Here is a 25,402-nt window from a genome sequence, read left to right on the forward strand (position 1 = left end):
ATGAAACAGTTAATGATGCTTTTTTTTAGTTTTTGCTTTTCATTGGGTATTCACGCTCAAGAAAACAACGATGCGCTTTTGAAACAAGCACTCAATGCTTTTAATGAAAAAGAGTATGCTGCTTCGGCACAAATTTTTGAGAAACTGGTAAAAATAGATTCTTTAAATGCTGCGTTGCATTACAATTTAGGAACATCTTATCTGCGGATGCAAAATACTGCATTAAGCATTTATCATTTAGAAAAAGCGTTGAAATTGCAACCCGATTACGAAGCCGCACGCATTAATTTGAACTTTGCCGAAAAGCTTAAAACCAAAGTCACAAAAGGCAATTTGCCCATACCGCAGCAACAAATGCTGTACAGCGTTTTTAATTTTTTAAAACCCAATGCGTGGGCTTACCTGGCAATTGCCAGTATGTTTTTAACGGTTATTCTGCTTGTTGTTTATCGATTAAACGCTAATGCAACCGCTAAAAAAGCACTTTTTACATTGAGTATTTTTACTTTAGCAATTAGTATCGGAAGTTATTTTATATCCAAAAACCAATCGGATTATTTGTTGATGCACCATTACGTGATTGTAAAAGATGCCGATGCCGTATTGATGAATGAACCCCGAACAGTTGCCAAGGTATCAGCTACATTAATCGAAGGCGAAAAAGGATTTATACAAGAAGCCACCAATCAATGGATTAAAATTCAGCTACCAAACGATACCATTGGCTGGGTTGATAAAAATAAAGTGTTGCAGTATTAACCTGCACTGCACTATAGAATTCCTAAAGATGCACAGATTTTATCTATTATTTGTAACGCTAATCTGTAAAATTATATCTGTGTATCTGTGGCAAAAAAAACAAGTCCTTGAATATTAAAATGTGGTAAGCTTCGGCTTACCATTTTTATTTTATAACTTTATAAAAAACAAATTCCTATGACAGCAAACACCACCACCGCACTTCTACATACTTTACAATCTAGCTTTTTAAAATGGCGCGAATTTTCTTTAAACGATCGTATTTCGGTTTTAAAAAGCATCAAAGAAAAGTTGCTGCAAAACAAACACGAATATGCACATGCCATTACCACCGATATGAACAAACCCATAAAATTGGCGCTTGCTGAAGTGGAAAAATGTGCGTATTTATGCGATTATTACATAGAAAACGCAGCTGCTTTTCTAAAAGACCAAGAAGTAAAAACCAATTGGAGCAAAAGTTATATCACGTTTCGTCCGTTGGGCGTGTTGTTGGGTGTAATGCCGTGGAATTTTCCTTTTTGGCAAGTTTTTCGGTTTGTGGTTCCTAGTTTGCTTATCGGAAATGTATTCGTTGTAAAACACGCCAGCAATGTGCCTTTAAGTGCCAAAGCTTTGGAAGATGTTTTTAATGTGGATGCGATTGATATCCCTGTTTATAAAAATCTTCCTATTAAAAGCAGTGAAGTCGCCGCTGTAATTTCACATCCAATTGTAAAAGCGGTTTCGTTAACCGGTAGCGAACATGCAGGAAGATCGGTTGCAGAAACAGCCGGTAAACACCTTAAAAAATGTGTGTTGGAATTAGGCGGAAGCAATGCTTTTATTGTTTTGAACGATGCCGATTTGGAATATGCTGCTGAAAAGGCAGTAAACGCACGTATGCAAAATGCCGGACAAAGTTGTATTGCATCCAAACGCTTTTTAGTGCAAGAAACCGTTTACGAACAGTTTGTTGATTTATTTCAAAAGAAATTAAGCACTTTAATCACAGGTGATAAATACGATGAAATGGTAACATTCGGAGCAATGGCCCGAGAAGATTTGGCAGCAGAATTGGAGAAGCAGTTGCAAAAAAGTGTAGCAAAAGGTGCAACAATCATTGCAGGCGGCAACCGAAAAGGTGCGTTTTTTGAACCTACTTTAGTTACCAATGTAACGGTTGATATGCCCATATTTGCAGAAGAAACCTTTGGTCCGGTGGCAGCGCTCATGCCTTTTAAAACCATTGACGAAGCTATTGAGCTAAGCAATAATTCAAACTTTGGATTAGGAGCAAGTATTTTCACAGATAATCCGGAGCAATTAAATCATTATTTGCATTTGTTTGATGAAGGGGCTTTGTTTATCAATGAAATGGTAATTTCTGATCCGCATTTGCCGTTTGGAGGCATTAAAAATTCAGGTTACGGACGTGAATTATCGCATTTTGCTTTGTATGAATTTGCAAATATTCAAACAGTGGTTGTAAAATAATAATTTAATCTGTACTGCATTATCTAAATAAATTTCAAAACCTAACCATTCAAAGATTTTTTTATTACCACAGATGGACAGATATAATTTTACAAATTAATGCTACTAATTCCATTTATTTTCACAGATTTTGAATGCTTTGCATTCAAAAAAGAGGTATAACTTTTTAATTTGCTTGAAGTAATAGTTAATAATCTGTGCATCGGTGGGAATTCTATAATGCATTACGCGTTAATTAATTTTTTTTGGGCTAAAGTTCATTCAATCGTTTTCCCTCATCCTGTGCATAGCGTGGATGTTTGGCTTCGCCAATAATTTGTCGGCTATAAATGCTGTTGTGTCCTGAAAGCAGATACGAAACCACGCAAGCTATCGCAACATATACACCGCATTCGGCACCAAAAAGCTCCATCGCCATGATACTGCATGCAATGGGGGTGTTTGTGGCACCGGCAAAAACAGCCACAAATCCCATTCCGGTTAAAAGCTCTGAGGGCATGGGAATAAAAAGGCTTAATGCATTTCCCAGCGTAGCTCCTATGAAAAAAAGCGGTGTAACTTCTCCGCCTTTAAATCCGGCTGAAAGCGTGATGACGGTTAATAGCATTTTTAAGACAAAATCATAAGCAGGTACTTGTGTTTCGAAAGCCTCCACAATGGTGGGAATACCTAAACCAATGTATTTTGTGGTTCCCAATGCGGCTACTAATAGCGCCACAACGATACCGCCCACAAACGGTCGTAAAGGTGGGTAGGCAATTTGTTGCTTAAAAACCCCACTTACTTTATGAATGGATTTGCTAAATATCCAAGCACATATACCAAAGGCAATTCCGGCAAGAATGGCATAGCACACATTTAAAAAAGAAATTGCGGGAATAGAAGAAATGTGGTAATGTGTGTGTGGTGTTTGCCATAGTTTTGTAACTAAATCAGCCAAAATAGCCGTGAGGAAAGCTGGAAAAAGTGCATGGTATCGAATACGGCCAATCAAATAAAACTCCATGGCAAATAAAGCACCGGCAAGCGGCGTGCCGAATACCGAACCAAATCCGCCAGCAACTGCTGCTATAATCAGTATTTTTCGGTCAGATGGGGTTAATTGAAAAGGTTTGCTGAACTGGTCGGCGATGGCACCAGCCATTTGCAAAGCAGTGCCTTCACGCCCGGCCGAACCTCCAAAAAAGTGTGTAGCAATGGTTCCCAAATACACAAAAACGGCCGTTTTAAACGGTATTTTTTCTTGGGGTTGATGTATGGTGTCAATCAATAAATTGTTTCCTGCTTCTACATTTTTGCCATAATAATGATAGAGCATGCCAATGAGCAAACCGCCCAAAGGCAATAAAGCAATAAGCCATATATGGGTTTCCCGAAAATGGGTGGCCCAATGCAGCGATTGCAAAAATCCTGCCGAAGCCGAGCCTATAAAAACACCAATTACCGCACAAATCAACATCCATTTTAAAATATAAAAAACGGATGGCTTTTTTCTGAAAAAAATTTTGGATTGAAAAACCCACTTTTGGCCAATTGACTTTTGCTTATTTCTAGACATATTTTTCCTGATTAAATGTTTTGTATTTAATTAATCAGGCGTCATCAGCTTCTGAAAGCGGTTGGGTAAGGAAGAGCACCATTTCCTTTTTTTTATGTAGCAAATATATACTTTCCTTTTTAATTATGCAATTTCGGTTTTGTAAACTACCCGAGTTCGATCAAAATCACATTGGATATTCTGATAAAAATAGTAGCTTGCAGGGGATTATTAGTTTTATTTCTATTTAATTACTTTATTTTAATATATTGATTGGAATGCTGCAAGGTGTTGAATTTTGTAGCTTTTCTTTATATTAATAATACCTAAAGGACTAAAAAAGTTCCGAGAGAATCTCAACCGATTTTACTTGTTTAAAACCTGCAATATGAATTTCGTAATAGGTAATTAACAGTTTCAAAGCCGTTCTTCGTTGGTCATTTGTAAAACTACTTTTATTATGAGAAAGCGTCATTTGCAACAAATTTCTAAACAAAGCCGTTTCGGTTTCATTGAAACAATTGGGGGTATAATGCATTGTGAAACTGCCTTCATGGGGGTTAAAGTAAATGGAACGTTTGTCTGAATCATCAGGAAAAAAACCTAAATATTTGGTGATATTCAACAGAAACCACAGATGAAAATCAGCAGTAAACGGATGTTCATCAAACCAAATTAAAGCGGTTTTTAAAAATAGAAAAAGTTCGTTATTGGGCTGATCGTCTTTTATGCTATGGCTTAAAACTTCTGCCAAAAAAATACTAACGCTGTTTTTATAAAACTCTACCGAGATGGTTTGGTAGGGATACATTAATTTTAATTCTTTAATGTATTCCAACGAAGCCTTGTTTTTGTGCACCGCATCAATATGCAACTGATTGAGTGGCTGAAAATAGGCACTGTTTAAATTTTTACTTTTTGCAGAAAAAGCATTGCGGATAAAGTAGGTTTTAAGTCCAAAAAACTGGGTAAAACATTTTACCACCAAGCTTTTTTCTTGATACCGCAACGCATTTAAAACAATAGCTTCGGTTTTTACAAGCATTAACGAATAATCATTACTTTTTTAACAGCGTCTAAACTTCCGTCTTGCGATGAAATAAAAATCATATACACACCCGAAGGCACTTTGGCACCTGAAAAACTAAGTGTGTTCCAAGTAACGGTTCCTCCTAACGATTTGGTTTCATAGACTAAATTTCCTGCAACGTCGGTAATTTTTACATTTGCGTCGCTTACCAATCCACTTATTTTTACATCGCCTGTAAAGCCCGGTTTCACGGGGTTTGGATACACTTTAATATCGTCTAAATCATCGGCTGGTGTGGTGGCAAAATTCTTTAAAGACACAATACCTTTGCGCGAAACAAAAAACACTTCACCGGTTGCCCCATCAATACTAATGCTTGTGATATCATTGCTTGGTAAAGGAGAATTTTCCGGCGTGAAATTATAAATGGTTTCGTAGGTATCTGAAATTAAAAACACCCCCGATTCTGCAATCGAAACCCATTTGTTATTAGAGCCATCTACGGTGATATGCAAAATGTTTTGCTCATAAAACAATTCTTCTGCTTGTCCTTCTTGTTCAATTACAATATTAGTGGGCGAAAGTTGTGGACTGGTTAAAAATTGGTCCACGTTTTTAATAACTCTGAGTCCTCTTAAAGTACCTATCCACAATTCATTTTTATAATCTAATGCCACTGCTTGCACGTTGCTATCAGGCAAATTGTGCGTGGTGGTGATTTGCATGGCTTTGTTGTTTCGGGTTTCGTTAAAAGCGTATAAACCTCCTAGCCTACTTCCAAACCATTTGGTGTTGTTATTATCAATAACAGGCATTAAGAAGCTACTTCCAATGGGGCTTCCTCTTAACACATTGGATGCATATACATCTAATTGATTGTTTTTATCAATAGTAACCAATGTTGCAAAATCGGGTATGGTATTGGTCATCCATCCTGTGCCATTTCTGTCAAAAGCCACACCAAACACCCGCACATCATTGTCGATTAATGATTGCAAAGCATCGGTGTTTTGATTGTTGTAAACCGTTAATTGTTCTTGGTTTATGTTCCAAACACCCAAACCATCGTGAAACGTACTAATGTATGCTAAATTAGGTTTTTGGGGATTAAAACTTATATTGATTGTTGCTCTTAAACCGTTTAATTGTTCGTTGGTAATATGCTGCCATGTTTGCATATTTTTAAAGGTACTGATGCCATATTTCGTTAAACCATTGGGTCTGTATGGATCCATATCAACCCCATATCCGCCAAAAGTAATCCACAAATCTTTGTTATTCACCACAGCCGACGATACATTGTTGCTCAACGGACCACTTGGTGAAATATTTTCGCTTTCTTTTGTATCTGATGCTACTTTTAAACATCCGTTTTGGTTAGTTGCCACAAAATAATCGCCGTTTGAAAAGGTAGCATCTGCCACACCGCCTTTTTCAGACAACGAATAGGTAAATTCATTATAAACAGCCAAATTGGTGGTTCTTAAACGTGCTGCTTCTTGTGTAACTTCAATTAAAACATCGCCCGAAACAGAAAACTTTTTAAATCCGCCCCAAACCTCATCAACGCTTGTTATGACATTTGCCGCAGAAATGGTGTTTAACGACAAATCTTCTTTCACACCTATCAGCTGATTGCCGTAAGTAGTAAGTTCCACCCAATTATCAAAATCGATTACTTGCCAATTATTATAATCGATTAAATTGGTATTCATCGATGCCTTTTTTAATCCTTCGTTTTCAACAGTTGCATACATTTGATTGTTGAAAATAGCAATGCCTTTCACGTTTGCCATTTCACCACCAACTGCCACATAATAAGTGTCGCCAAAATGATTGTCGCTTAACCGCACCGCAGTGATGCCATAACCTGTTGCCAAATATGCAAAACCGCCGTGGAATATAATTTTATTGATGATTTTTTGATTGTCGGGAATATTGGTTTTAGAAAAGATATCGTTTAATTGATAAATTTTGTCGGCAGCCAAATCAATAATGGCTACTTTACCGTTTTTGCTACCCACGATAAGTTTTTTGTAATCTTTTGCGTATCCCAAGGTGTTAATGCCATCGATTTTTAATCCATTAATGGTATTATAAATATCGGTTTCCTTTGTGCTTTCATTATATGCAAAGACCGCATTGTCTGTAGCAATGTATATATTTTGGTTGTCTTTTTCAACAGCTGTGGTTTCTTGATAAGAGTAATAACCTTTCCACAATTGATTGGTTTGTGCAACTGAAACAAACGACACTAAAAAGAAAAAAAGTTGATAATAAAATTTCATATACATGTGATTTCAAAGATTGAAACGTTTTTTTTATAAAAATAGTATAATTTAGTATATGTATTGCAACGAAATAGAAAAAGCTTGTTTTGTTAAAGATGTTGTAATTTAATTAGTATTCTATTAAAAACTACTTATTATTGATAGATTTTATATAGAATAAATGAAAATACGTTTTGAAAAAATCTTTAAAATCAAAATATTATGTATTTAATTAGTTATATTTACATGTAAAAAAATAATAAACACATGAAAAAACTAATTTTATTTCTATTCTTATCATCATTAACAATCAGTTGTTCTGATGATGATACAAAAGAAGATAATGTACTTGTTGGAAAATGGAAACTTTCAAAAATCGGTTATTTTGATAGCAATGAATATATGCCAAAAAATGATGAATATGTTCATTATACTTTTACAAATACTAATAATTTAATTATAGAAAGTAATGTTAATCTACCAGTAGAAGATTTATCTTTCCAATTTACAAGTCCCACAACCATTCCTTATTCTTTTCATCAAGATAATGAATTTTTAATGGAAAAAGTAGTAAGATTGGGAAATCAGTCTAATGGCTATCAATTAGGAACTTATGGTTTTTGTAAAGAAGAAAATACTTTACGTTTGTATGAATACGATGGTAAAGTAATAAGGTTTGAAAAAATACAATAATAAAAAAACTCCCGATTCAATGAATCAGGAGTTTTTCTATTACTTCAATGCCTGTTCTATATCGGCAAGTAAATCATCTATATCTTCCACGCCAACGCTTAAACGCACCATATCATCGGTAACGCCTATTTCTACACGTTTTTCTGCTGGGATCGAAGCATGTGTCATTAACGCCGGATGATTGGCTAATGATTCTACGCCACCCAAAGATTCTGCCAAAGTAAACACTTTTAGCTTCTCTAAAAACGAAATAGCATCGGCTTTTGCGCCCGATTTAAACGTAAACGAAACCATTCCGCCAAAGCCTTTCTGCATTTGTTTTTTAGCTAAATCATGTTGCGGATGCGATGCCAAACCAGGATACAACACTTTATCAATTAATGGATGTTGCTCTAAAAACTCGGCTACTTTTTGTCCGTTAAAACAATGACGTTCCACGCGCAAATGCAAGGTTTTAATTCCACGCAAAACCAAAAAACATTCTTGCGGCCCTAAAGTGGCTCCGGTTGCAAACTGCGTAAAATGCAATTGTTTTCCTAATTCTTCATCTTTGATAACCAAAGCACCGGCAATCACATCGGAATGTCCGCCTAAATATTTCGTAGCAGAGTGCATCACAATATCAGCACCCAAATTCAAAGGTTTTTGCAAATAAGGTGTTGCAAATGTATTGTCAACCGCAAAAAGCAATTGATGTTGCTTGGTGATTTTGGCAATTGCTTCGATATCAGCCAACTTCATTAACGGATTTGTAGGTGTTTCAATCCAAACTAATTTGGTTTTATCGTTGATTTTTGATTGAAACAACTCTAAATCATTCATATTTATAAAATGGAACTTTATGCCTAAATCTTGATAAAATCGCGTAAACAAACGATACGTTCCGCCGTATAAATCGTCCATCGCAATTACCTCATCATTGGGTTTCAACAAACGCATTACACAGTCTATCGCCGCCAAGCCCGATGAAAATGCCAAACCACGCGCGCCATTTTCAATTCTTTCTAGGGCATGTTCCAAAGCAGTACGCGTTGGGTTATCGGCACGGCTGTATTCGTAACCAGTGTGAACACCCGGACTAGTTTGAGCAAAGGTTGATGTGTGATAAACAGGCGGCATTACGGCTCCTGTACTTGGATCGTGGTGCTGCCCGCCGTGTATAACTTTTGTGTTAAACTTCATAATTTTGTACTTTTAAAAATAAGCGTAAAGATACCATTTAAAACCGACTAAAATTTATAGATTTGTCTTAAAAAAAGAAGAATTGTTCAGAATGAAAAAAATTATACTATTCATTTGTTTATCAATAGCTTTTGTGGCTTGCAAAAAGGCAAACTCTTTAAAAGTAACCCAAAAAACATATAGTTTACAATCGGCTTTGAATTGTGTGCCCAACAATTGCACCTATGCCCATATAGAAGTGCCTTTTTTTTGGGGAAACAATGTGGTGGCAAAACCAATAAACGATAGTATTTTTAAATTTGTTCAAGAAGAAATACGTTTTCAAGACGATAAAACAACCGCGTCTTATGACACTTTGGTTCTTAATTTTATCAATCATTACAATGAAATTTTTAGAACCTATCCCGAAAATGCCTTGGCATGGGAAGCAAGTTTTAAAGCAAGCCACCAAGCCGTTTCTCATAAACTGTACCAAGTGGTCTATGATTATTATATGTTTAAAGGTGGTGCACACGGATTGCAACAAACTAAAGTATTTGTGTTTGATACCAACACCGGAAAAATAGTGCCTCAAAAAGAATTATTTGTTAATTTGGCAGGATTTAAAAAATTTGCCGAAACCGAGTTTAAAAAGCAAATGAATATTACTGGAAATTTGAACGATGCGGGTTTCACGTTTGAAAACAATCAATTTCATTTACCCAATAATTTTTATCAAACCCAAAAAGAATGGATTTTACACTACAATCCTTATGAAATTGCACCGTATGTGCAAGGAGCAACTGTGATAAAACTCCCGAAAGAAAAAGTGAAGCGCTTTTTAAACCCTATTTACTTTAAAAATTAATTATTTTGAGTGTTTATAAAAACCTTTTTAAAACCACTTTAATCTACGGAATAGCAACGGTTGTTCCTAAAATGATTGGTTTTTTTATGGCACCACTGCATATTGATTGGTTGCCTAAAGATGCCTATGCCGATTATACTTTGATTTTTTCGTGGATGATGTTTTTTAATGTGGTGCTTTCTTTTGGAATGGAAACAGCTTTTTTCCGATTTTACAACAAGCAAGAGAACAAACAAGAGGTTATCAACAACACCATACTTTTTCTAATGGCGGTTTGCGCTGTATTCTTAATGGGTGTTTATAGCTTTAAAAGTTATATCGATACTTATTTTGGAATTTCTCCAATTGTGGTCAGCTATTTAATCTGGATTTTGGTTTTAGACAGCTTGGCGGTAATTCCGTTTGCAATTTTACGCGCACAGCAACGCCCTATAAAATACAGCTTTATAAAAATCGTCAACGTTTTAGTGAATACTGCCTTAACCGTACTATTTTTATACATCATTCCCAAATCATTAGAAAATAATCAAGCACTGTGGATCAAAGATTATTACCAAACAGATTTTCAGGTTGGGTATTTATTTTTAGCCAATATCATTGCTAGTTTGGTTACCCTTTTGTTGCTTTCTAATTATTATTTTAAGTTGCAGTTAAAATTCAACAAACAGCTTTGGAAAGAAATGGTTATGTACAGTTTTCCTGTGATGATTGGCGGTTTGGCTTTTGTTGTAAATGAAACATTTGACAAAGTTTTTTTAGAAGAATTACTGCCCGAAAGTTTTGTGGATTTAGGATTGGCGAGTTACGGTGCCATCTATAAAATTGGTGTTTTCATGGTGTTGTTTCGTATGGCTTATTCGTTGGGTATTGAACCGTTCTTTTTCAGTTATGCCAAAAACGATGATGCACCTGTAAAATATGCAACCATCACCAAATATTTCATTATTTTTGGAAGCTTCGCTATGCTTGTTATTGTTGTTTTTGCCGATTTAATCAAGCTGTTTTATATACCCAAAAAAGAATATTGGTTTGCAATGGAAATTGTTCCATATATTATTCTGGCAAACCTGCTGTTGGGTATTTACACCAATTTATCTGTTTGGTACAAAATTCAGGATAAAACTAAAATTGGAGCATACATTTCGGTTTTTGGCGCAATTGTAACTATTCTTTTTAATTTTATTTTAATCCCAAAAATCGGCTTAATTGGATCTGCCATCACAACTTTAGCCGCTTACGCTATCATGATGATTATTTCGTTTGTGTTAGGGCAAAAATCATATCCCATTCCTTATGATAAAAAAGCAATCGCACTTTATTTAGGAACCGCAATTTTGTTTTCTTTTGGATATTTTTACAATTTCAGAGAAAATTATTTTATAGGAATCACATTCATTCTTATATTCGTAGGATTGATTTATTACAACGAAAAAGTGATGATTCAACGTATATTAAAATCTGTTTTAAAAAAATGAAAATAAATATTATCAACAAATCGCAACACGCTTTGCCAAGCTATGAAACCATTGCTTCGGCAGGTATGGATCTGCGTGCAAACCTTACAAAGCCTATCGTTATCGAACCAATGGAACGTGCATTAATACCAACCGGTTTGTTTATGGAATTGCCAATTGGTTACGAAGCACAGGTTCGCCCGCGCAGTGGTTTGGCATTAAAAAAAGGAATTACCTGTTTAAATACACCAGGAACAATCGATGCTGATTACCGAGGCGAAGTAGGTGTTATTTTAGCCAATTTATCAAATGAAAATTTTGTGGTTGAAAACGGCGAACGCATCGCACAAATGGTGATTGCAAAGCACGAACGTGCCGAATGGGTAGCAGTAGAAGAATTATCAACAACAGCACGCGGTGCAGGCGGATTTGGCAGCACTGGTGTAAAATAAAAACATTTATCCTGCAAGGTTTTTAAACCTTGTAGAATTTTTAAGAACTTATATACATACAAAACTCCGTTAGAGTTTAAAACTCTGACGGAGTTAAAAAAATAAATATTAGAAATGAAAATAATCGTACCAATGGCAGGTCGTGGTTCACGCTTGCGCCCACATACCTTAACAACGCCAAAACCATTAATTCCAATTGCGGGCAAACCAATCGTTCACCGTTTGGTAGAAGATATTGCCAAAGTAATCAATCAACCAATCGAAGAAATTGCGTTCATTATTCACGAAAGTTTTGGTAAAAACGTAGAAAAGGATTTAGTTGCCATTGCAGAAAAATTAGGGTCAAAAGGAACCATTTATTATCAAAACGAAGCATTGGGAACGGCTCATGCCATTTTGTGTGCCAAAGAAAGTATGCAAGGGCCGATCGTGGTTGCTTATGCTGATACCTTGTTCCGTGCCGATTTTACATTAGATGCTTCTGCCGATTCTGTTATTTGGGTAAAGGCTGTGGAAGATCCATCAGCGTTCGGAGTAGTTCAATTAAATGATAAAAATGAAATTGTAGATTTTGTTGAAAAACCTAAAGAATTTGTTTCTGATTTAGCGATTATCGGAATATACTTCTTTAAATCTGCAGAAAATTTACGAAGCGAATTGGAATATCTTTTAGATAATAACATTGAAAAAGGCGGCGAATATCAGTTAACCGATGCGTTGGAAAACATGAAACAAAAAGGTTTGCGTTTTGTTCCGGGTAAAGTTGATGAATGGATGGATTGCGGCAACAAAAACGTAACGGTTGATACCAACAACCGTATGTTGAACTTTTTGCATACCGATAATGAAAATTTAGTAGCATCAACAGCCGTTATAGAAAATTCAACCATTATTCCACCGTGTTATATTGGCGAAAACGTAGTGCTTAAAAACGCAACAGTAGGTCCGAATGTTTCTTTGGGCGACAATTCAAAAGTGGAAAATGCTACTATTAAAAACAGTTTGATACAAACCAACGCCACCATAAAAAATGCCGATTTAGACAACGCAATGATTGGTAATTTTGCAAGCTTTAACGGTAAGTTTACCAACATAAGTATAGGCGATTACAGTGTGTTAGAATAATCATAAAAAAATCCGTGTTCGCGGATTTTTTTGTTTCTTTATAGTTTTAATTTCAAGAATGAAACAAATTTTTATCATATTAAGTATTGCCTTTTTTGCGGTTTCTTGTAAATCGTCAAAGAAAAATACGCATGCACCGGAAAATCAAACCGAAAATACCTCGGAAAACATCATTGTTACTCCGGTACCCGAAAACACATCAAAAAAAGCAAACAAAAAAGCGATTTCTGAAATTGCTACCGAACATTATGCGCTGTTTAACGATTTTAATACGTTAAGCATTACTGCCGATGTAGATTATAAGGATAAAAACATGGATCAGTCGCCAAGAGCGGATATCAGAATTGAAAAAAACAAACAAATTCTTATTGCTATTAAAATGTTTGGAATCACAGGTGCGAAAGTATATTTAACACCAGAGCGTGCCAGTTTTTACGAAATTGTAAACGGCACACATTACGATGGCGATTTTCAGTTTATTTCAAAGTTTTTAGGAACCGATGTAACCTACGAAAATGTAGAAAATATGTTATTGGGCAAAGCTTTTTACAATTTAAATACCTATGATTATTCCCAAACGAAGAGCAATGAGTTAGAATTAAAGTTGAATCAATTTTTAATGCGATTGGTGTTGGGTTCAAAAAACCAAATTGCATCAACCGAGGTGCAACAAAACAAAAGTGCCGATAAATTGGTAATTCAATATCCATCGTATCAATCAAGCGAAAACATCTATCTTCCAAAGGAAATAAAAATTCATGCCATGCGCAAAGACGATGTGCAGATAACAATTGATTACAAGAAAGTATCGGTAAATCCATCGATTGATTTTAAATATAAAATACCAAGTAATTCAAAAGCTATAAAAATTTAATTATTTTTGAACAAAATTCAAGCTAATGCGTCGCATTTTATCTATCATACTATTACTGTTTTTATCGTTTAATTCATTCGCGCAACAAGACTACGAAGCGCAACAACGCCAGCTGGAAGAAAAGAAAGCTGCAATTTTAAAGGAAATTAAAGAATTTCAAACCTTGCTTAACACCAATAAAAAGCAAGAGCGCAATATTTTGGCAGAATTGAACGAGCAAAATAAGAAAATAAAACTTCAAACCGAATTAATTAACAATTCGCAAAGACAAATTAAAACTTTAGCGAATGATATTTACGTAAACACGCTGGCAGCAAACAAATTAAAACGAGAATTAGCTGTTTTAAAGAAAGATTACGCAAAAACCATCGTAAAATCATACAAAGCACGTTCCGAGCAAAACCGCATCATGTTTATTTTATCGAGCAATAACTTTTTGCAGGCATACAAACGCATGCAATACATTAAACAATATGCGAAATACCGCAAATCACAAGGCGATGAAATTCGTGAAAAATTTGAAGAATTAGAGCGTATTTCTGCTCATTTAGAATTACAAAAAAACAAACAGCAAAAGGTGGTCGCTGAACAAGAAGGGCAACGCAAAGAATTAGAGGTTGAAAAAGGCAAACAAACCGAATTAATGAATTTGGTGAAGAAAGACAGTAAAAAATACTCTGATCAAATTCGCAAAAAACAACAGGAAACCAAGAAAATCGATAGAGAGATTCAAGCGACTGTTAAAAAGATTATTGAGGAAGAAAACCGTAAACGCCGAGAAGAAGAAGCACGAAGAAAACGCGAAGAGGAAGCACGAAACGCAAAATCGGGCACTAAGACCACCTCAAAACCAACGGTTACCACAACAAGTGCTGCCGGTAAGTTTGATATGACGCCGGAAGAAAAAGCATTGGCAACAAGTTTTAGCAATAACCGCGGACGTTTGCCTTGGCCGGTTGAAAAAGGATACATTTCATCGCGCTACGGAACAGTTAAACATCCGGAATACGATATTGAATATGAAAACCACGGAATTGAAATCACAACCGAAAAAGGTGCAGCTGTTCGTAGTGTTTTTGAAGGAGAAGTGTCACAGGTTCAAGTAATTGGTAATTCTCGCACCGTATTTATCCGTCATGGGGAATACATAACAGTATATCAAAATTTAGCATCTGTAAGTGTTTCTAAAGGACAAAAAGTATCCACCAAACAAAAAATTGGAACCGTTGGAACAAATTTTGAAGGTGTTGCGGTATTAAAATTCTTAGTTACAAAAAACAGCGATTATAACAATCCACAATCGTGGTTAAGTGGAAAATAGTGAATAAAATGAAAAAACCTTTTAATCTGCAAAATTGGATCAATGAAAACCGTGGCTTACTGAAACCACCGGTTGGCAATAAGAATATTTATACAGAATCGGGTGATTTCATTGTGATGGTGGTGGGCGGACCAAATGCCCGTAAAGATTATCATTACAACGAATCCGACGAATTCTTTTTTCAGTTAGAAGGAAGTATATCCATTGCAGTTCAAACCGAAAACGGAAAAGAAGTAATGCAATTGAATGCCGGCGATGTGTTTCTGCTTCCTGCTAAAACACCTCATTCGCCTATTAGAACAGAAGGATCGGTTGGGTTAGTAGTTGAAATGAAGCGGGTTGATCCAGATGCGAAAGACGGATTGCTTTGGTTTTGCGACAATTGCAACCAAAAGCTATACGAAGTTTATTTTCCGCTAGAAAATATCGAAACCGATTTTCTGCCGCATTTTAAACATTTCTATTCTTCGGAAGATCTGCGTACCTGCAAAAAATGTGGAACGGTAATGGAAACAGACCAGCGTTTTATTGGTTAATCCGCATAATTTTAGTATCTTACAAAAGTTTATAAATAGAATATCATCATAAAAAACAATGAATACAATTTTATCACAATTAGGTTTAAACAACACCAACTTAGGGTCGTCAACAGGTTCTCAATGGTTTGCAAATGGCGCTATAATTGCTTCACATACCCCCGTAAATGGCTCATTGATTGGGGAAGTGAAAACATCTTCTGCAGACGATTACGAAAAAGTACTGAGCACTGCCGAAAAAGCTTTTAAAGAATGGCGATTAGTACCTGCACCAAAGCGTGGCGAAATTGTACGCCAAGTGGGAGATGCTTTGCGCGAAAACAAAGACGCTTTGGGCAAATTGGTATCTTATGAAATGGGTAAAAGCTTACAAGAAGGTTTAGGTGAAGTTCAAGAAATGATTGATATTTGCGATTTTGCGGTAGGTTTATCTCGTCAGTTATACGGTTTAACCATGCATTCAGAACGACCAATGCACCGCATGTATGAACAATATCACCCGCTAGGAATTGTAGGGATTATTTCTGCATTCAACTTTCCGGTAGCCGTTTGGGCTTGGAATGCTGCTTTGGCTTGGGTTTGTGGCGATGTTTGTGTTTGGAAACCAAGTTCAAAAACACCATTATGTGCTATTGCATGTCAAAATATCATTACTAAAGTATTCGAAAAAAATAACGTACCAGAAGGCGTTAGCTGTTTAGTTACAGGAAATGCTTCGGGCGATTTAATGAATAACGACAAACGCGTACCGTTGGTATCTTTTACAGGATCAACACGCATTGGTCGTCACGTATCAAAAACAGTTGCAGAACGTTTTGGTAAAACTATTTTAGAATTGGGTGGAAACAATGCCATTATTGTATCAGAACATTCCGATTTAAACATGGTATTGGTAGGAGCTGTTTTCGGAGCAGTTGGAACTGCCGGTCAACGTTGTACATCAACTCGCAGATTAATCGTTCATGAAAGTGTGTACGATAAAACCATTGAAACATTGAAAAATGCGTATGGACAATTGAGAATTGGCGATCCGTTAGATGCTGCCAATCACGTGGGACCGCTTATCGATACAAAAGCTGTTGAGGATTATTTAAAAGCGATTGAAAAAGCAAAAACAGAAGGCGGTAAAATAGTTGTAGATGGTGGTGTGTTAGAAGGCAGTGGTTATGAAAGCGGTTGCTATGTAAAACCATGTATCATTGAAGCGAAGAATGATTTTGAAATTGTTCAGGAAGAAACGTTTGCGCCAATTTTATATGTAATGAAATACAGCACTATTGAAGAAGCGATTGCAATGCAAAACAATGTTCCTCAAGGATTGTCATCAGCAATTTTCACCAACAACTTACGCGAAGCAGAATTATTCTTGTCACACGCAGGATCAGATTGTGGAATTGCAAACGTAAATATTGGAACATCGGGTGCAGAAATTGGTGGCGCTTTCGGTGGCGAAAAAGAAACAGGCGGCGGACGCGAATCGGGTTCTGATGCTTGGAAAGTGTATATGCGCCGACAAACAAACACCATTAATTACGGTACAGAATTGCCATTGGCACAAGGAATTAACTTTAATTTATAAAAATACAGCACATGAAAAATTTATTTATAGGTGCAACAATGTTGTTATCGGTACAGTTTGTATCGGCTCAATCAGCAGATTTTAAGAAAGATGTAATTGATTATATTAAATTATCAGGTTCGGCATCACAAATGACGGCTGTTTTAGAACCTCTTTTAGATCAAATGTCTGCTGAAGATCGTACGGCATTTAACAAAGAACTTCAAGAAAAATTGCCAAGTTTATATGATAAGATGGCAGAATCATTGATGAAATTCTACACGCATGAAGATATCAAAAAGATAAATGAATTTTACAATTCACCTGTTGGAAAGAAAATTCAAGAAACTACTCCTAAAATCACCCGAGAATTAATGCAGGTTGGTCAATCATGGGGAATGTCTGAATTACAGCCAATTATAATGAAGTACATGCAATAGAAAGTACTAAGGAGGTAACTCAAGAGAGAATTGTAGGTTAACTACTATGAATGCAGAGTATAAATATCTCATTAAAATACTTGCAAAAAGCTGATTAAGTATGTTAAATATAAAAGCCCGATTTTTAAAATCGGGCTCTTTACTTCAACAAAACCCCTCGTAAATCCGTTCCGGGAATGTCGCTTAAAGCTTTCTCGTTTATGGTGTTGGTTTTAAAAACAAACGTTTTATCAAACATTTTATCGTCTAAGAAATAGGTAACGGCAAACTCGTTGTTTAACTGTAGCACATTGTTTTCCAGTAATTCAATTTTAACTAAAGTGTGGGGGGCAACTTCTTTAAAAGCATGACGAAACGTTCCGGTTTTTCGCAGCTCATTGTTTATAGTGCCATACGCACGCGACACAGCTAAAACCATTTCTAACGCTTTGTTGGTGTTGTTTACCAGATAAACATACCAACTTTTTTCTTGAAAATCTTCGTTCCATTCAGGTATAGCAGCCAAAAAAACATTTTCGGATTTAGGAAAATCAATATCTTTTTTCATTTTGTAAAATTAAAAGGACAAAGGTAAACGAAATCTTTTGAAACCGAATAAGGGATATTATTTTAAAAAGATCTGTCAAAATTTGTTGAATGTATTTTTAATTAATATATTTGATAGAATTTTTTCATAAAATTTAGCAATAAATTGGTTTTTGGTTAGATTAAAGTCATTAGCAAAAAATTTGCTATGAAGAAGAATCGCCCCTTCAAATGGGGCGATTTTTTTTAAATTTTCATTATTGCGAAAAATATATTCTGTTTTTAGTATTTTTACACATTAAATTACAGAACATTAAGTTTAATTTCTATATAAATAACCACAAAATTCAGTTTGTTTATACGAAAAGCTGTGTTTTTATAGTTATTGTAAAAAAATCGATCCATTGAAAAGTATTTTCTTTAAATATGTACCTGTTTTGTTGCTTATTTTGGTAGCCATTGCGTGTTCTACCGAAAAAGCAGGTTTTGCAAACAAGCGCTTTCATGCCACCACCACCAAATATAATGTATTGTATAACGGAACGGTTGCATATGACCGTGGAGTTATGGAGCTGAAAAAGAAATATGTAGATGATTTTTCAAATATCATAACCGTAGAACCTGCTCAGAAAGACGAAAAAGCATTAATTATTACAGGTGCGGCAGAAAAAAATCCGCATTTTCAACGCGCAGAAGACAAAGCCGTAAAAGCAGCACAAAAACACGCTATAAATGTGGCGGGCAAAGAACACAATCCACAGATGGATGAGGTTTATATGCTTTTGGGAAAAGCACGATACCAAGATTTGCGCTTTGTGCCTGCAGTGGAAGCTTTTAATTACATCATCTTAAAATATCCGGATAGTGATTTGTTTTATGATGCATTGGTTTGGAAAGAAAAAACCAATTTAAAATTGGAATACTACGGTTTGGCAATCGAAAATTTAAAAAAGATTTTCCGCGACAGCGAAGAGGCACTCAGTAAGCAAACCAAAGCAGATGCCTATGCCACCTTAGCCCAAGGTTACATGCATTTAGAACACTTAGATTCTGCTAAAATTCCTTTGCAAAAAGCCATTGAACTAACCAATGACACCGATGAAAAAGCACGATATACTTATATATTAGGACAATTGAACAGCAAAACCGGTCAAAAAACAGATGCTGTTAAAAATTTTCAGGATGTAATTGATTACAACCGAAGAATTTCGCGTGCATTGGTAATAAACGCTCATGCAGAGAAGTTTGCCAACCAAGATATTGCTACTATTGATACCACTGCTTTTGTTCGTCAATATTTATCTTTATTGAACGATCGGGAAAATAGGGCGTATGCCGATATTATTTTTCATCAATTAGGAGTGATGCATGAAGCCTTTGACAAAAGCGACCGTGCAATAAAAGACTATAACATGTCTTTGAAAGTAAACAAAAACAATGAATACGTCAAAGTGGCCAACTACAATAAACTGGCAAATATCTACTATCAAAAAAAGCAGTTCGAAACCGCCGGTATGTATTATGATTCCACAATGGTTTATATGAATCCCATGTCGCGCGAATATGTACAAGTAAAACGCAAACGAAACAATTTGGTTGATATTGTTCGATATGAAAAAATCGCAAGAACAAACGATAGTATCTTGAATTTAGTTGGAAAAGACGATGCACAACGCCGCCAAGAAATCGAAAAATTAATCGAAAAACTAAAAGCCGATGATGCCAAAGCCCAGCAAGTGGCTTCGCAAAATACTCCGCAAACACCTGGAATGGCTCCAAGCACCGGAACTGCATCAAATTTTTATTTTTATAATACCAATACTGTGCAACAAGGAAAAAGCAATTTTACCCAAAAATGGGGCAACCGTGCTTTGACCGATAATTGGCGCTGGTCGTCTGTGGCATCGAGTAGTGGACCTAGTGTGGTATCAAACAATCAGCAAACACAGCAACCCAACCAAAACGGAGCAACACCCGATGAGGAAAGTGTGTTTGATCCTACGGTGGCTCGATACAACGTTGATTTCTATCTAAAACAAATCCCAACCGATCAAAAGGAATTAAGCAGCCTTAAAACCGAACGCGACAATGCCTATTATCAATTAGGACTCTTGTACAGCGACCGATTAGAAGAATATGAAGTGGCAGCCGGTAAATTAGAACATTTGCTTTCTATAAATCCGGAAGTAGGTTTAATTGAGCCAGCAAAATACCATTTATATAAAATTTATTTGAAAATTGATCCTGCAAAAGCACAGGCAATGCTGGAAGATTTAAAAAACAATCATCCAAATTCCCGTTACACCCAAGTGGCATTGAATCCTAATGCAGTAATTACTGCCGATGGATCGCCGGTAGAAGAATATAATAAGATTTACCGACTATATGCCAATGGTGCTTATTATGAAACCTTGCAAGAATTAGATGCAAAAATTCCAGCAGTGATTGGCGATAACATCGTTAGTAAATATGAATTGCTAAAAGCGATGACCATTGGTAAACTGCGCGGATTAAACAACTACCGCGATGCATTAGAATTTGTGGATTTAACATATCCAACCACAAAAGAAGGAAAAGAAGCAGAACGCATTATTGCAAAAGATCTTCCAAAATTACAAGGATTGCAGTTTAAACGCGATTTGTCTAAAAACATAAAAATGATTTATACCGCCACCTATCCGCTCACCGAAGAAGGGAAAATGTTAAAAGATAAATTGGAAAAATATGCCAATGACCGCCGCCATACCGGTTTGGTTTTTAGTGCCGATATGTATAACGACAACACTATTTTCTTTGTATTGCATGGGGTGAAATCTGGAAATATTGCCAAATCGGCACAAATGTATTTGGAATTAGAATCGGATTATGGCATCAAACAAAACCCTGTTTTAATAAGTACCGATGATTACGGCGTGGTGCTTATCAAGAAAAATTGGGAAGAATATATTAAGGATGCAGGAAAATAATATCTGATCGAATATCATTATAATTATCTAAAAACAAATTAATACAGACTATGCTGGTATATAATTTAAAAAAAGACTTATTTATTGATACTTCTGAAGGGGAGCTTATCTTTGATGAAATTATTATCCTTGCATATTGTAGTATGACAGAGGATTTCGTCTTAACATTAGTTGGAAATAATTCTGATTTATGTTTACATAATGAAGATGAAAGCTATGATGAAATTGCTACGAAATTATTTAAACTGAAAGATAAAAAGTTTAAATTACATTTAGACTTTTTTAAGACCGAGATAACTTCCCCTTAATTAACTATTTTGAAATATTATTTGTGAATGACTAAAGTTGAGGCAATAAAGAAAGTTCTTGAAGATAACGGAGGAGTTGCTATTTGGAGTATTATTTATAATCAAATAGAAAAATACTATCCAGAAATTAAACGACAAAAAGATTGGAAAGCAGGTATAAGAGGTGTTTTGTATAGAGATTTAGGAAAGAGTTTTAAAATGCTTGAAGAGGGAGTTGTTGCATTAATCAAATACGATGAAAATAATTTAGTTTTAATAGAAGATATTGGAGATACTTCAAAATCAATTCAAGCAAAAATAAGAATTGGACAAGAAAAATTTCGAAAAAATTTAATAAAACATCTAAAAGAATGCCCAATTACCGGTATTGATGAAAAAAGAATTTTATTAGCAAGTCATATTAAACCTTGGTCTGTTTCAACAAATGAAGAACGATTAGATATTTACAATGGATTTATTTTTAGTCCAACTATAGATAAACTTTTTGACAAAGGACTCATAACATTTGAAAATAATAAAGAACTAATTATTTCGCCAACTTTATCTGAAGTTAATATTGGAAGTATTGGTATTATTCCTGGTAAAAAATATTTTAAATTACCAATTGAAAACAGAATTAATTATTTAGAATTTCATAGAGAAAATATTTTTGTTTCATTAAAAGAGTAATCGCAAAAAATCAAACAAAACCCTGTTTTAATAAGTACCGATGATTATGGCGTGGTGCTTATCAAAAAAAATTGGGAAGAATATATTAAGGATACAGGTAAGTAACGCCCAAATGGAAAAACCAAGTGTAGCAAGTAAATGGATGATTTTTACAACGATACCCTTTCAAATGGGTGCAACCATTTATGTGTTTTACAGAATTGGGGATTGGTTAGATAAAAAGTACTTAATATATAACGATTGGGGAACAAAAAGTGTAACTTTGCTTGGAATTTTTCTGGCAATGTATCAAGTGATTCGTCAGGTTAACAAATTAAATAAAAATGGGTAAAGCATTTCCGTATCTTGGCCAGCTTTTAGTTTTGGCATTAATCGCGTTGGGTCTTCATTTTTTAATAAATTCCATTTCAAAAGATTTACCTTTTTGGGATACCGCCCACATGCACCTTTGGCAAATATACGCGTTGCAATTTTTGCTTTCGGCAATCATTGTTTTGGGTGTAGTTGGTATAGGGAACGCAATGCCAAACAATTTGGGCTTTGTTTTTTTAGGATTTTTAACCCTGAAAATTTTAGTGAACTATTTAGTGTTGAATCCGGCGTTGCAATCGGGCGACACTTCTAACTTTTTTAAATACAATTATTTAGCTGTATTTTTTCTCTTTGTATTCTTTGATGTATATGTAACATATCGCGTTTTAAATCAAATTTATCCGTCGAAAAATAATAAATAAAAAAAAGTTGAAATACTTCTGTGCCGAAAAGATAATTATTGTATTTTTGCACAAAATTTTTGAAACATAAAAAATTTAATTCCGGTATGGTGACTCTTAAAAAATCACTTCATTTACTAACAGCTGCTTTATTTGCTTTGATGCCATTGGTTTCAAATGCCGAAAAACCAGTGTTTACTACAAACGATTCTTTGCACGCTGCTGCTACAGAAACGTCGCATGCAACGCATGATGCTCATGATACACATGCTGCGGTGGATCCAAGTTCAAAAGAATTTATAGATGCATACACAGCGCATCACTTAATGGATGATCATTATTATTCGTTTTTTGGAAATGCAGAAGCGCACAAACATTATGGTTTTGGGTTGCCTGTTATCTTAATTGATAATGGTTTGAAAGTTTTTATGTCAACCGAAGATTTTGTTTACAAAGGTGCAGTTGTAGAAAACGGGGGGCAATATTACAAATACTACCACGGTAAAATTTATAAAACAGATGCTTCAGGTGATTTAAAATTAGATGCACACGACCATCCAACAGTAGAAAAACCTTTCGATATTTCTATCACTAAAAACGTTGTAGGTTTATTGTTAGCTACCGTATTATTGTTTTTAGGATTTACCGCATTAGCAAAAACATACAAATCATCGCCAAACAATTTGCCAAAAGGATTTGCACGCGTGCTAGAACCATTGGTAATTTATGTACGCGATGAAATGGCTCGCCCTAATATTGGCGACAAAAAATACAAAAAATACATGCCGTATTTATTATCGGTTTTCTTTTTAATCTTCTTGTTGAACTTATTGGGATTAACGCCGCTAGGTTTAAACGTTACAGGAAACATTTCTATCACCGTATGTTTGGCATTGTTTACCTTTTTATATGTAAACCTTAGTGGAAATGCAGATTATTGGAAACACATTTTCTGGATGCCGGGTGTGCCGTTGCCAATGAAAATTATTTTAGCACCAATTGAGGTGTTAGGTATGTTCACAAAACCTTTCTCGTTATTGATTCGTTTGTTTGCAAATATCACAGCAGGTCACTCGGTGGTAATGGGATTAATTGCAGTGGCGTTTGTAATGAAACAAACTTTAACAACGCCGGGTGCAGTAGGTGTATCGTTCTTGTTAACTACATTTTTAACAGTGTTAGAATTGTTGGTAGCATTTTTACAGGCATTTATCTTTACAATGTTATCGTCATTGTTTATAGGTTCGGCTGTTGAAGAACACGATCATCATTAATAGAAAATAAAGAGTAGTATTAAAATTTTGTTTAATTATATATAAATCATTTATCATGACAATTCCAAATTTAGTAGGTGCTGGTTTAATCGTTATCGGAGCAGGTATCGGTTTAGGTAAAATTGGTGGTTCTGCAATGGACGCTATCGCTCGTCAGCCAGAAGCTGCTGGGAAAATCCAAACTGCAATGATCATCATTGGTGCATTATTAGAAGGTTTAGCATTCGGTGCTTTAATCTTAGGAGCTTAATTACAATAAACAATATCTGTAACGGTTGGTTGCAGATATTGTTTAATTAAACAAAAATTACAGTAAAAATTAAAAGTTACATTTAAGATATAATGGAAAAGTTAATCAACGATTTTAGTTTAGGTTTATTCTTTTGGCAAGCAATTATATTGTTAGTAATAATTTTCTTATTAGGGAAATTTGCTTGGAAACCCATCGTTAATGCTTTAGAAGCTCGCGAAGAAGGAATTGCAGATGCTTTGGCAGCAGCAGAAAACGCAAAAAGAGAGTTAACAAACTTGAAAGCAGATAACGAAAAATTATTGGCTGAAGCACGTTTAGAGCGCGATGCAATGTTAAAAGAAGCACGTGAAATGAAAGACAAAATGATTGCTGAAGCTAAAGAAGAAGCTCAAACTGCAGGTGCACAAATGATTGCACAAGCACAGGCATCTATCCAAAGCGAGAAAAATGCTGCGATGGCTGATATTAAAAATCAGGTTTCATCTTTATCAATCGATATCGCAGAAAAGTTATTAAAAGGGCAATTAGCAGACAAGCAAGCGCAAGAGCAATTGGTTGGATCATTATTAAACGATATTAAATTAAATTAATAACACGTTATGACGGGAACAAGAGCAGCCTTAAGATACGCTAAAGCAATTCTTGACGTGTCTAACGCAAAAGGAAATGCCGAAGTGGTTAGCGCCGATATGAAAACCATAGCCGATGCTATTGCACAAAGCAGTGAGTTAAAGTTATTTTTAGAGAATCCGGTAATTAAAGGAGCATCTAAATTAGCTGCCTTAAACGAAATTTTTGCTTCGACTAACGCAGATACTAAAAACTTATTTTCGGTTTTATCACAAAACAAGCGTTTAGATATTTTAGAAGCAATTACAGCACAATATGCTACATTATTTGATGAGTTAAAAGGAACCGAAGTGGCTTATGTAACAACAGCTACCCCTTTAACACCAGCATTAGAAGCACAAGTATTGGCAAAAGTAAAAGAGCTTTCTACCAAAGAAGTAAGCATTGTAAACGAAGTAAATAAAGATATTATTGGCGGCTTTATCATTCGTTTGGGCGATATGCAATACAACGCATCTATTGCCAACAAATTAAGTCAATTAAAAAGAGAATTTAATAATTAAAATCACA

26 protein-coding genes and 1 riboswitch are annotated in these 25,402 nt (G+C 35.3%); of the genes, 21 read left to right on the forward strand and 5 right to left on the reverse strand.

Going from position 1 to position 25,402, the window contains the following annotated elements; all coding sequences use genetic code 11:
- Both MG290_RS10335 and MG290_RS10340 read left to right on the forward strand, forming a co-directional pair.
- Window positions 1-759 (forward strand): tetratricopeptide repeat protein, encoded by a 759-nt coding sequence (locus MG290_RS10335; protein WP_264561228.1) that lies wholly within the window; start codon window positions 1-3, stop codon window positions 757-759.
- Window positions 760-936: 177 nt separating this feature from the next.
- A complete protein-coding gene (locus MG290_RS10340) occupies window positions 937-2,235 on the forward strand; it encodes an NAD-dependent succinate-semialdehyde dehydrogenase (protein WP_264561229.1) in 1,299 nt (432 codons plus the stop codon).
- Between the two features lie 250 nt (window positions 2,236-2,485).
- Here MG290_RS10340 and MG290_RS10345 read toward each other — a convergent pair whose 3' ends face one another.
- From MG290_RS10345 to porZ, 3 genes are all read right to left on the reverse strand, one after another.
- Window positions 2,486-3,793: a voltage-gated chloride channel family protein gene (locus MG290_RS10345; protein WP_264561230.1), complete on the reverse strand. Its 1,308-nt coding sequence runs from the start codon at window positions 3,791-3,793 to the stop codon at window positions 2,486-2,488.
- A 28-nt stretch (window positions 3,794-3,821) separates the two neighbouring features.
- A riboswitch (Fluoride riboswitch) is annotated at window positions 3,822-3,888 on the reverse strand.
- A gap of 218 nt (window positions 3,889-4,106) precedes the next feature.
- Complete coding sequence (recO, locus tag MG290_RS10350) at window positions 4,107-4,817, reverse strand: DNA repair protein RecO (RefSeq protein ID WP_264561231.1); 711 nt, start codon at window positions 4,815-4,817, stop codon at window positions 4,107-4,109.
- Complete coding sequence (porZ, locus tag MG290_RS10355) at window positions 4,817-7,090, reverse strand: type IX secretion system anionic LPS delivery protein PorZ (RefSeq protein WP_264561232.1); 2,274 nt, start codon at window positions 7,088-7,090, stop codon at window positions 4,817-4,819. The genes recO and porZ overlap by 1 nt, the downstream gene beginning before the upstream one ends.
- A gap of 249 nt (window positions 7,091-7,339) precedes the next feature.
- Here porZ and MG290_RS10360 point away from each other — a divergent pair, with 249 nt between their 5' ends.
- The gene (locus MG290_RS10360) at window positions 7,340-7,765 is read left to right on the forward strand and encodes a hypothetical protein (protein WP_264561233.1); all 426 of its coding nucleotides are present in this window, start codon (window positions 7,340-7,342) and stop codon (window positions 7,763-7,765) included.
- A gap of 39 nt (window positions 7,766-7,804) precedes the next feature.
- Here MG290_RS10360 and MG290_RS10365 read toward each other — a convergent pair whose 3' ends face one another.
- Entirely contained in the window at window positions 7,805-8,947 is a 1,143-nt protein-coding gene (locus MG290_RS10365; RefSeq protein ID WP_264561234.1) for a cystathionine gamma-synthase, read from the reverse strand.
- Between the two features lie 91 nt (window positions 8,948-9,038).
- On the opposite strand from MG290_RS10365, the gene MG290_RS10370 reads away from it, so the two are divergent.
- The 9 genes from MG290_RS10370 to MG290_RS10410 all read left to right on the forward strand — a co-directional run bounded on the left by MG290_RS10370 (window position 9,039) and on the right by MG290_RS10410 (window position 17,554).
- Entirely contained in the window at window positions 9,039-9,794 is a 756-nt protein-coding gene (locus tag MG290_RS10370) for an RsiV family protein (protein ID WP_264561235.1), read from the forward strand.
- Between the two features lie 5 nt (window positions 9,795-9,799).
- A complete protein-coding gene (locus MG290_RS10375) occupies window positions 9,800-11,269 on the forward strand; it encodes an oligosaccharide flippase family protein (protein WP_264561236.1) in 1,470 nt (489 codons plus the stop codon).
- Complete coding sequence (dut, locus tag MG290_RS10380) at window positions 11,266-11,700, forward strand: dUTP diphosphatase (protein ID WP_264561237.1); 435 nt, start codon at window positions 11,266-11,268, stop codon at window positions 11,698-11,700. Before MG290_RS10375 ends, dut begins: the two co-directional genes overlap by 4 nt.
- Window positions 11,701-11,814: 114 nt before the next feature.
- The gene (locus MG290_RS10385; protein WP_264561238.1) at window positions 11,815-12,825 is read left to right on the forward strand and encodes a sugar nucleotidyltransferase; all 1,011 of its coding nucleotides are present in this window, start codon (window positions 11,815-11,817) and stop codon (window positions 12,823-12,825) included.
- 58 nt (window positions 12,826-12,883) lie between these two features.
- Window positions 12,884-13,699: a DUF4292 domain-containing protein gene (locus tag MG290_RS10390; protein WP_264561239.1), complete on the forward strand. Its 816-nt coding sequence runs from the start codon at window positions 12,884-12,886 to the stop codon at window positions 13,697-13,699.
- 25 nt (window positions 13,700-13,724) lie between these two features.
- Window positions 13,725-15,020: a murein hydrolase activator EnvC family protein gene (locus MG290_RS10395; RefSeq protein WP_264561240.1), complete on the forward strand. Its 1,296-nt coding sequence runs from the start codon at window positions 13,725-13,727 to the stop codon at window positions 15,018-15,020.
- Between the two features lie 8 nt (window positions 15,021-15,028).
- The gene (locus MG290_RS10400) at window positions 15,029-15,556 is read left to right on the forward strand and encodes a 3-hydroxyanthranilate 3,4-dioxygenase (protein WP_264561241.1); all 528 of its coding nucleotides are present in this window, start codon (window positions 15,029-15,031) and stop codon (window positions 15,554-15,556) included.
- A gap of 58 nt (window positions 15,557-15,614) precedes the next feature.
- Window positions 15,615-17,135, forward strand: a complete 1,521-nt coding sequence (amaB, locus tag MG290_RS10405) for an L-piperidine-6-carboxylate dehydrogenase (protein ID WP_264561242.1) — start codon at window positions 15,615-15,617, stop codon at window positions 17,133-17,135.
- An 11-nt stretch (window positions 17,136-17,146) separates the two neighbouring features.
- The gene (locus MG290_RS10410; RefSeq protein ID WP_264561243.1) at window positions 17,147-17,554 is read left to right on the forward strand and encodes a DUF2059 domain-containing protein; all 408 of its coding nucleotides are present in this window, start codon (window positions 17,147-17,149) and stop codon (window positions 17,552-17,554) included.
- A gap of 139 nt (window positions 17,555-17,693) precedes the next feature.
- Here the strand turns inward: MG290_RS10410 and MG290_RS10415 are convergent, their stop codons facing one another.
- Window positions 17,694-18,101 carry a hypothetical protein gene (locus tag MG290_RS10415; protein ID WP_264561244.1) on the reverse strand — a complete coding sequence of 136 codons (408 nt, stop codon included), beginning with the start codon at window positions 18,099-18,101 and terminating at the stop codon, window positions 17,694-17,696.
- Window positions 18,102-18,483: 382 nt separating this feature from the next.
- Between MG290_RS10415 and porW the strand changes: the two genes are divergently transcribed.
- The 9 genes from porW to atpH all read left to right on the forward strand — a co-directional run bounded on the left by porW (window position 18,484) and on the right by atpH (window position 25,395).
- Window positions 18,484-21,045, forward strand: coding sequence for a type IX secretion system periplasmic lipoprotein PorW/SprE (porW, locus tag MG290_RS10420; RefSeq protein ID WP_264561245.1), 2,562 nt, complete (start codon window positions 18,484-18,486; stop codon window positions 21,043-21,045).
- 50 nt (window positions 21,046-21,095) lie between these two features.
- Window positions 21,096-21,353 (forward strand): hypothetical protein, encoded by a 258-nt coding sequence (locus tag MG290_RS10425; RefSeq protein ID WP_264561246.1) that lies wholly within the window; start codon window positions 21,096-21,098, stop codon window positions 21,351-21,353.
- 27 nt (window positions 21,354-21,380) lie between these two features.
- A complete protein-coding gene (locus tag MG290_RS10430; RefSeq protein ID WP_264561247.1) occupies window positions 21,381-22,022 on the forward strand; it encodes an HNH endonuclease in 642 nt (213 codons plus the stop codon).
- Between the two features lie 112 nt (window positions 22,023-22,134).
- On the forward strand, window positions 22,135-22,353 hold the full coding sequence (locus MG290_RS10435; RefSeq protein ID WP_264561248.1) for an AtpZ/AtpI family protein: 219 nt from the start codon (window positions 22,135-22,137) through the stop codon (window positions 22,351-22,353).
- Window positions 22,346-22,756: a hypothetical protein gene (locus MG290_RS10440; RefSeq protein WP_257500422.1), complete on the forward strand. Its 411-nt coding sequence runs from the start codon at window positions 22,346-22,348 to the stop codon at window positions 22,754-22,756. The genes MG290_RS10435 and MG290_RS10440 overlap by 8 nt, the downstream gene beginning before the upstream one ends.
- 86 nt (window positions 22,757-22,842) lie before the next feature.
- Window positions 22,843-24,009, forward strand: a complete 1,167-nt coding sequence (gene atpB / locus MG290_RS10445; protein WP_264561249.1) for a F0F1 ATP synthase subunit A — start codon at window positions 22,843-22,845, stop codon at window positions 24,007-24,009.
- A gap of 55 nt (window positions 24,010-24,064) precedes the next feature.
- Window positions 24,065-24,259 (forward strand): ATP synthase F0 subunit C, encoded by a 195-nt coding sequence (locus tag MG290_RS10450; protein WP_091520805.1) that lies wholly within the window; start codon window positions 24,065-24,067, stop codon window positions 24,257-24,259.
- A gap of 92 nt (window positions 24,260-24,351) precedes the next feature.
- Entirely contained in the window at window positions 24,352-24,852 is a 501-nt protein-coding gene (locus MG290_RS10455) for a F0F1 ATP synthase subunit B (RefSeq protein ID WP_257500425.1), read from the forward strand.
- Window positions 24,853-24,861: 9 nt separating this feature from the next.
- Window positions 24,862-25,395, forward strand: coding sequence for an ATP synthase F1 subunit delta (gene atpH / locus MG290_RS10460; protein ID WP_257500426.1), 534 nt, complete (start codon window positions 24,862-24,864; stop codon window positions 25,393-25,395).
- The last annotated feature ends 7 nt before the right edge of the window (window positions 25,396-25,402 follow it).

Origin of the sequence: Flavobacterium sp. CBA20B-1 (assembly GCF_028473145.1) — a bacterium.
In the GTDB taxonomy this organism is placed as follows: Bacteria; Bacteroidota; Bacteroidia; order Flavobacteriales; family Flavobacteriaceae; genus Flavobacterium.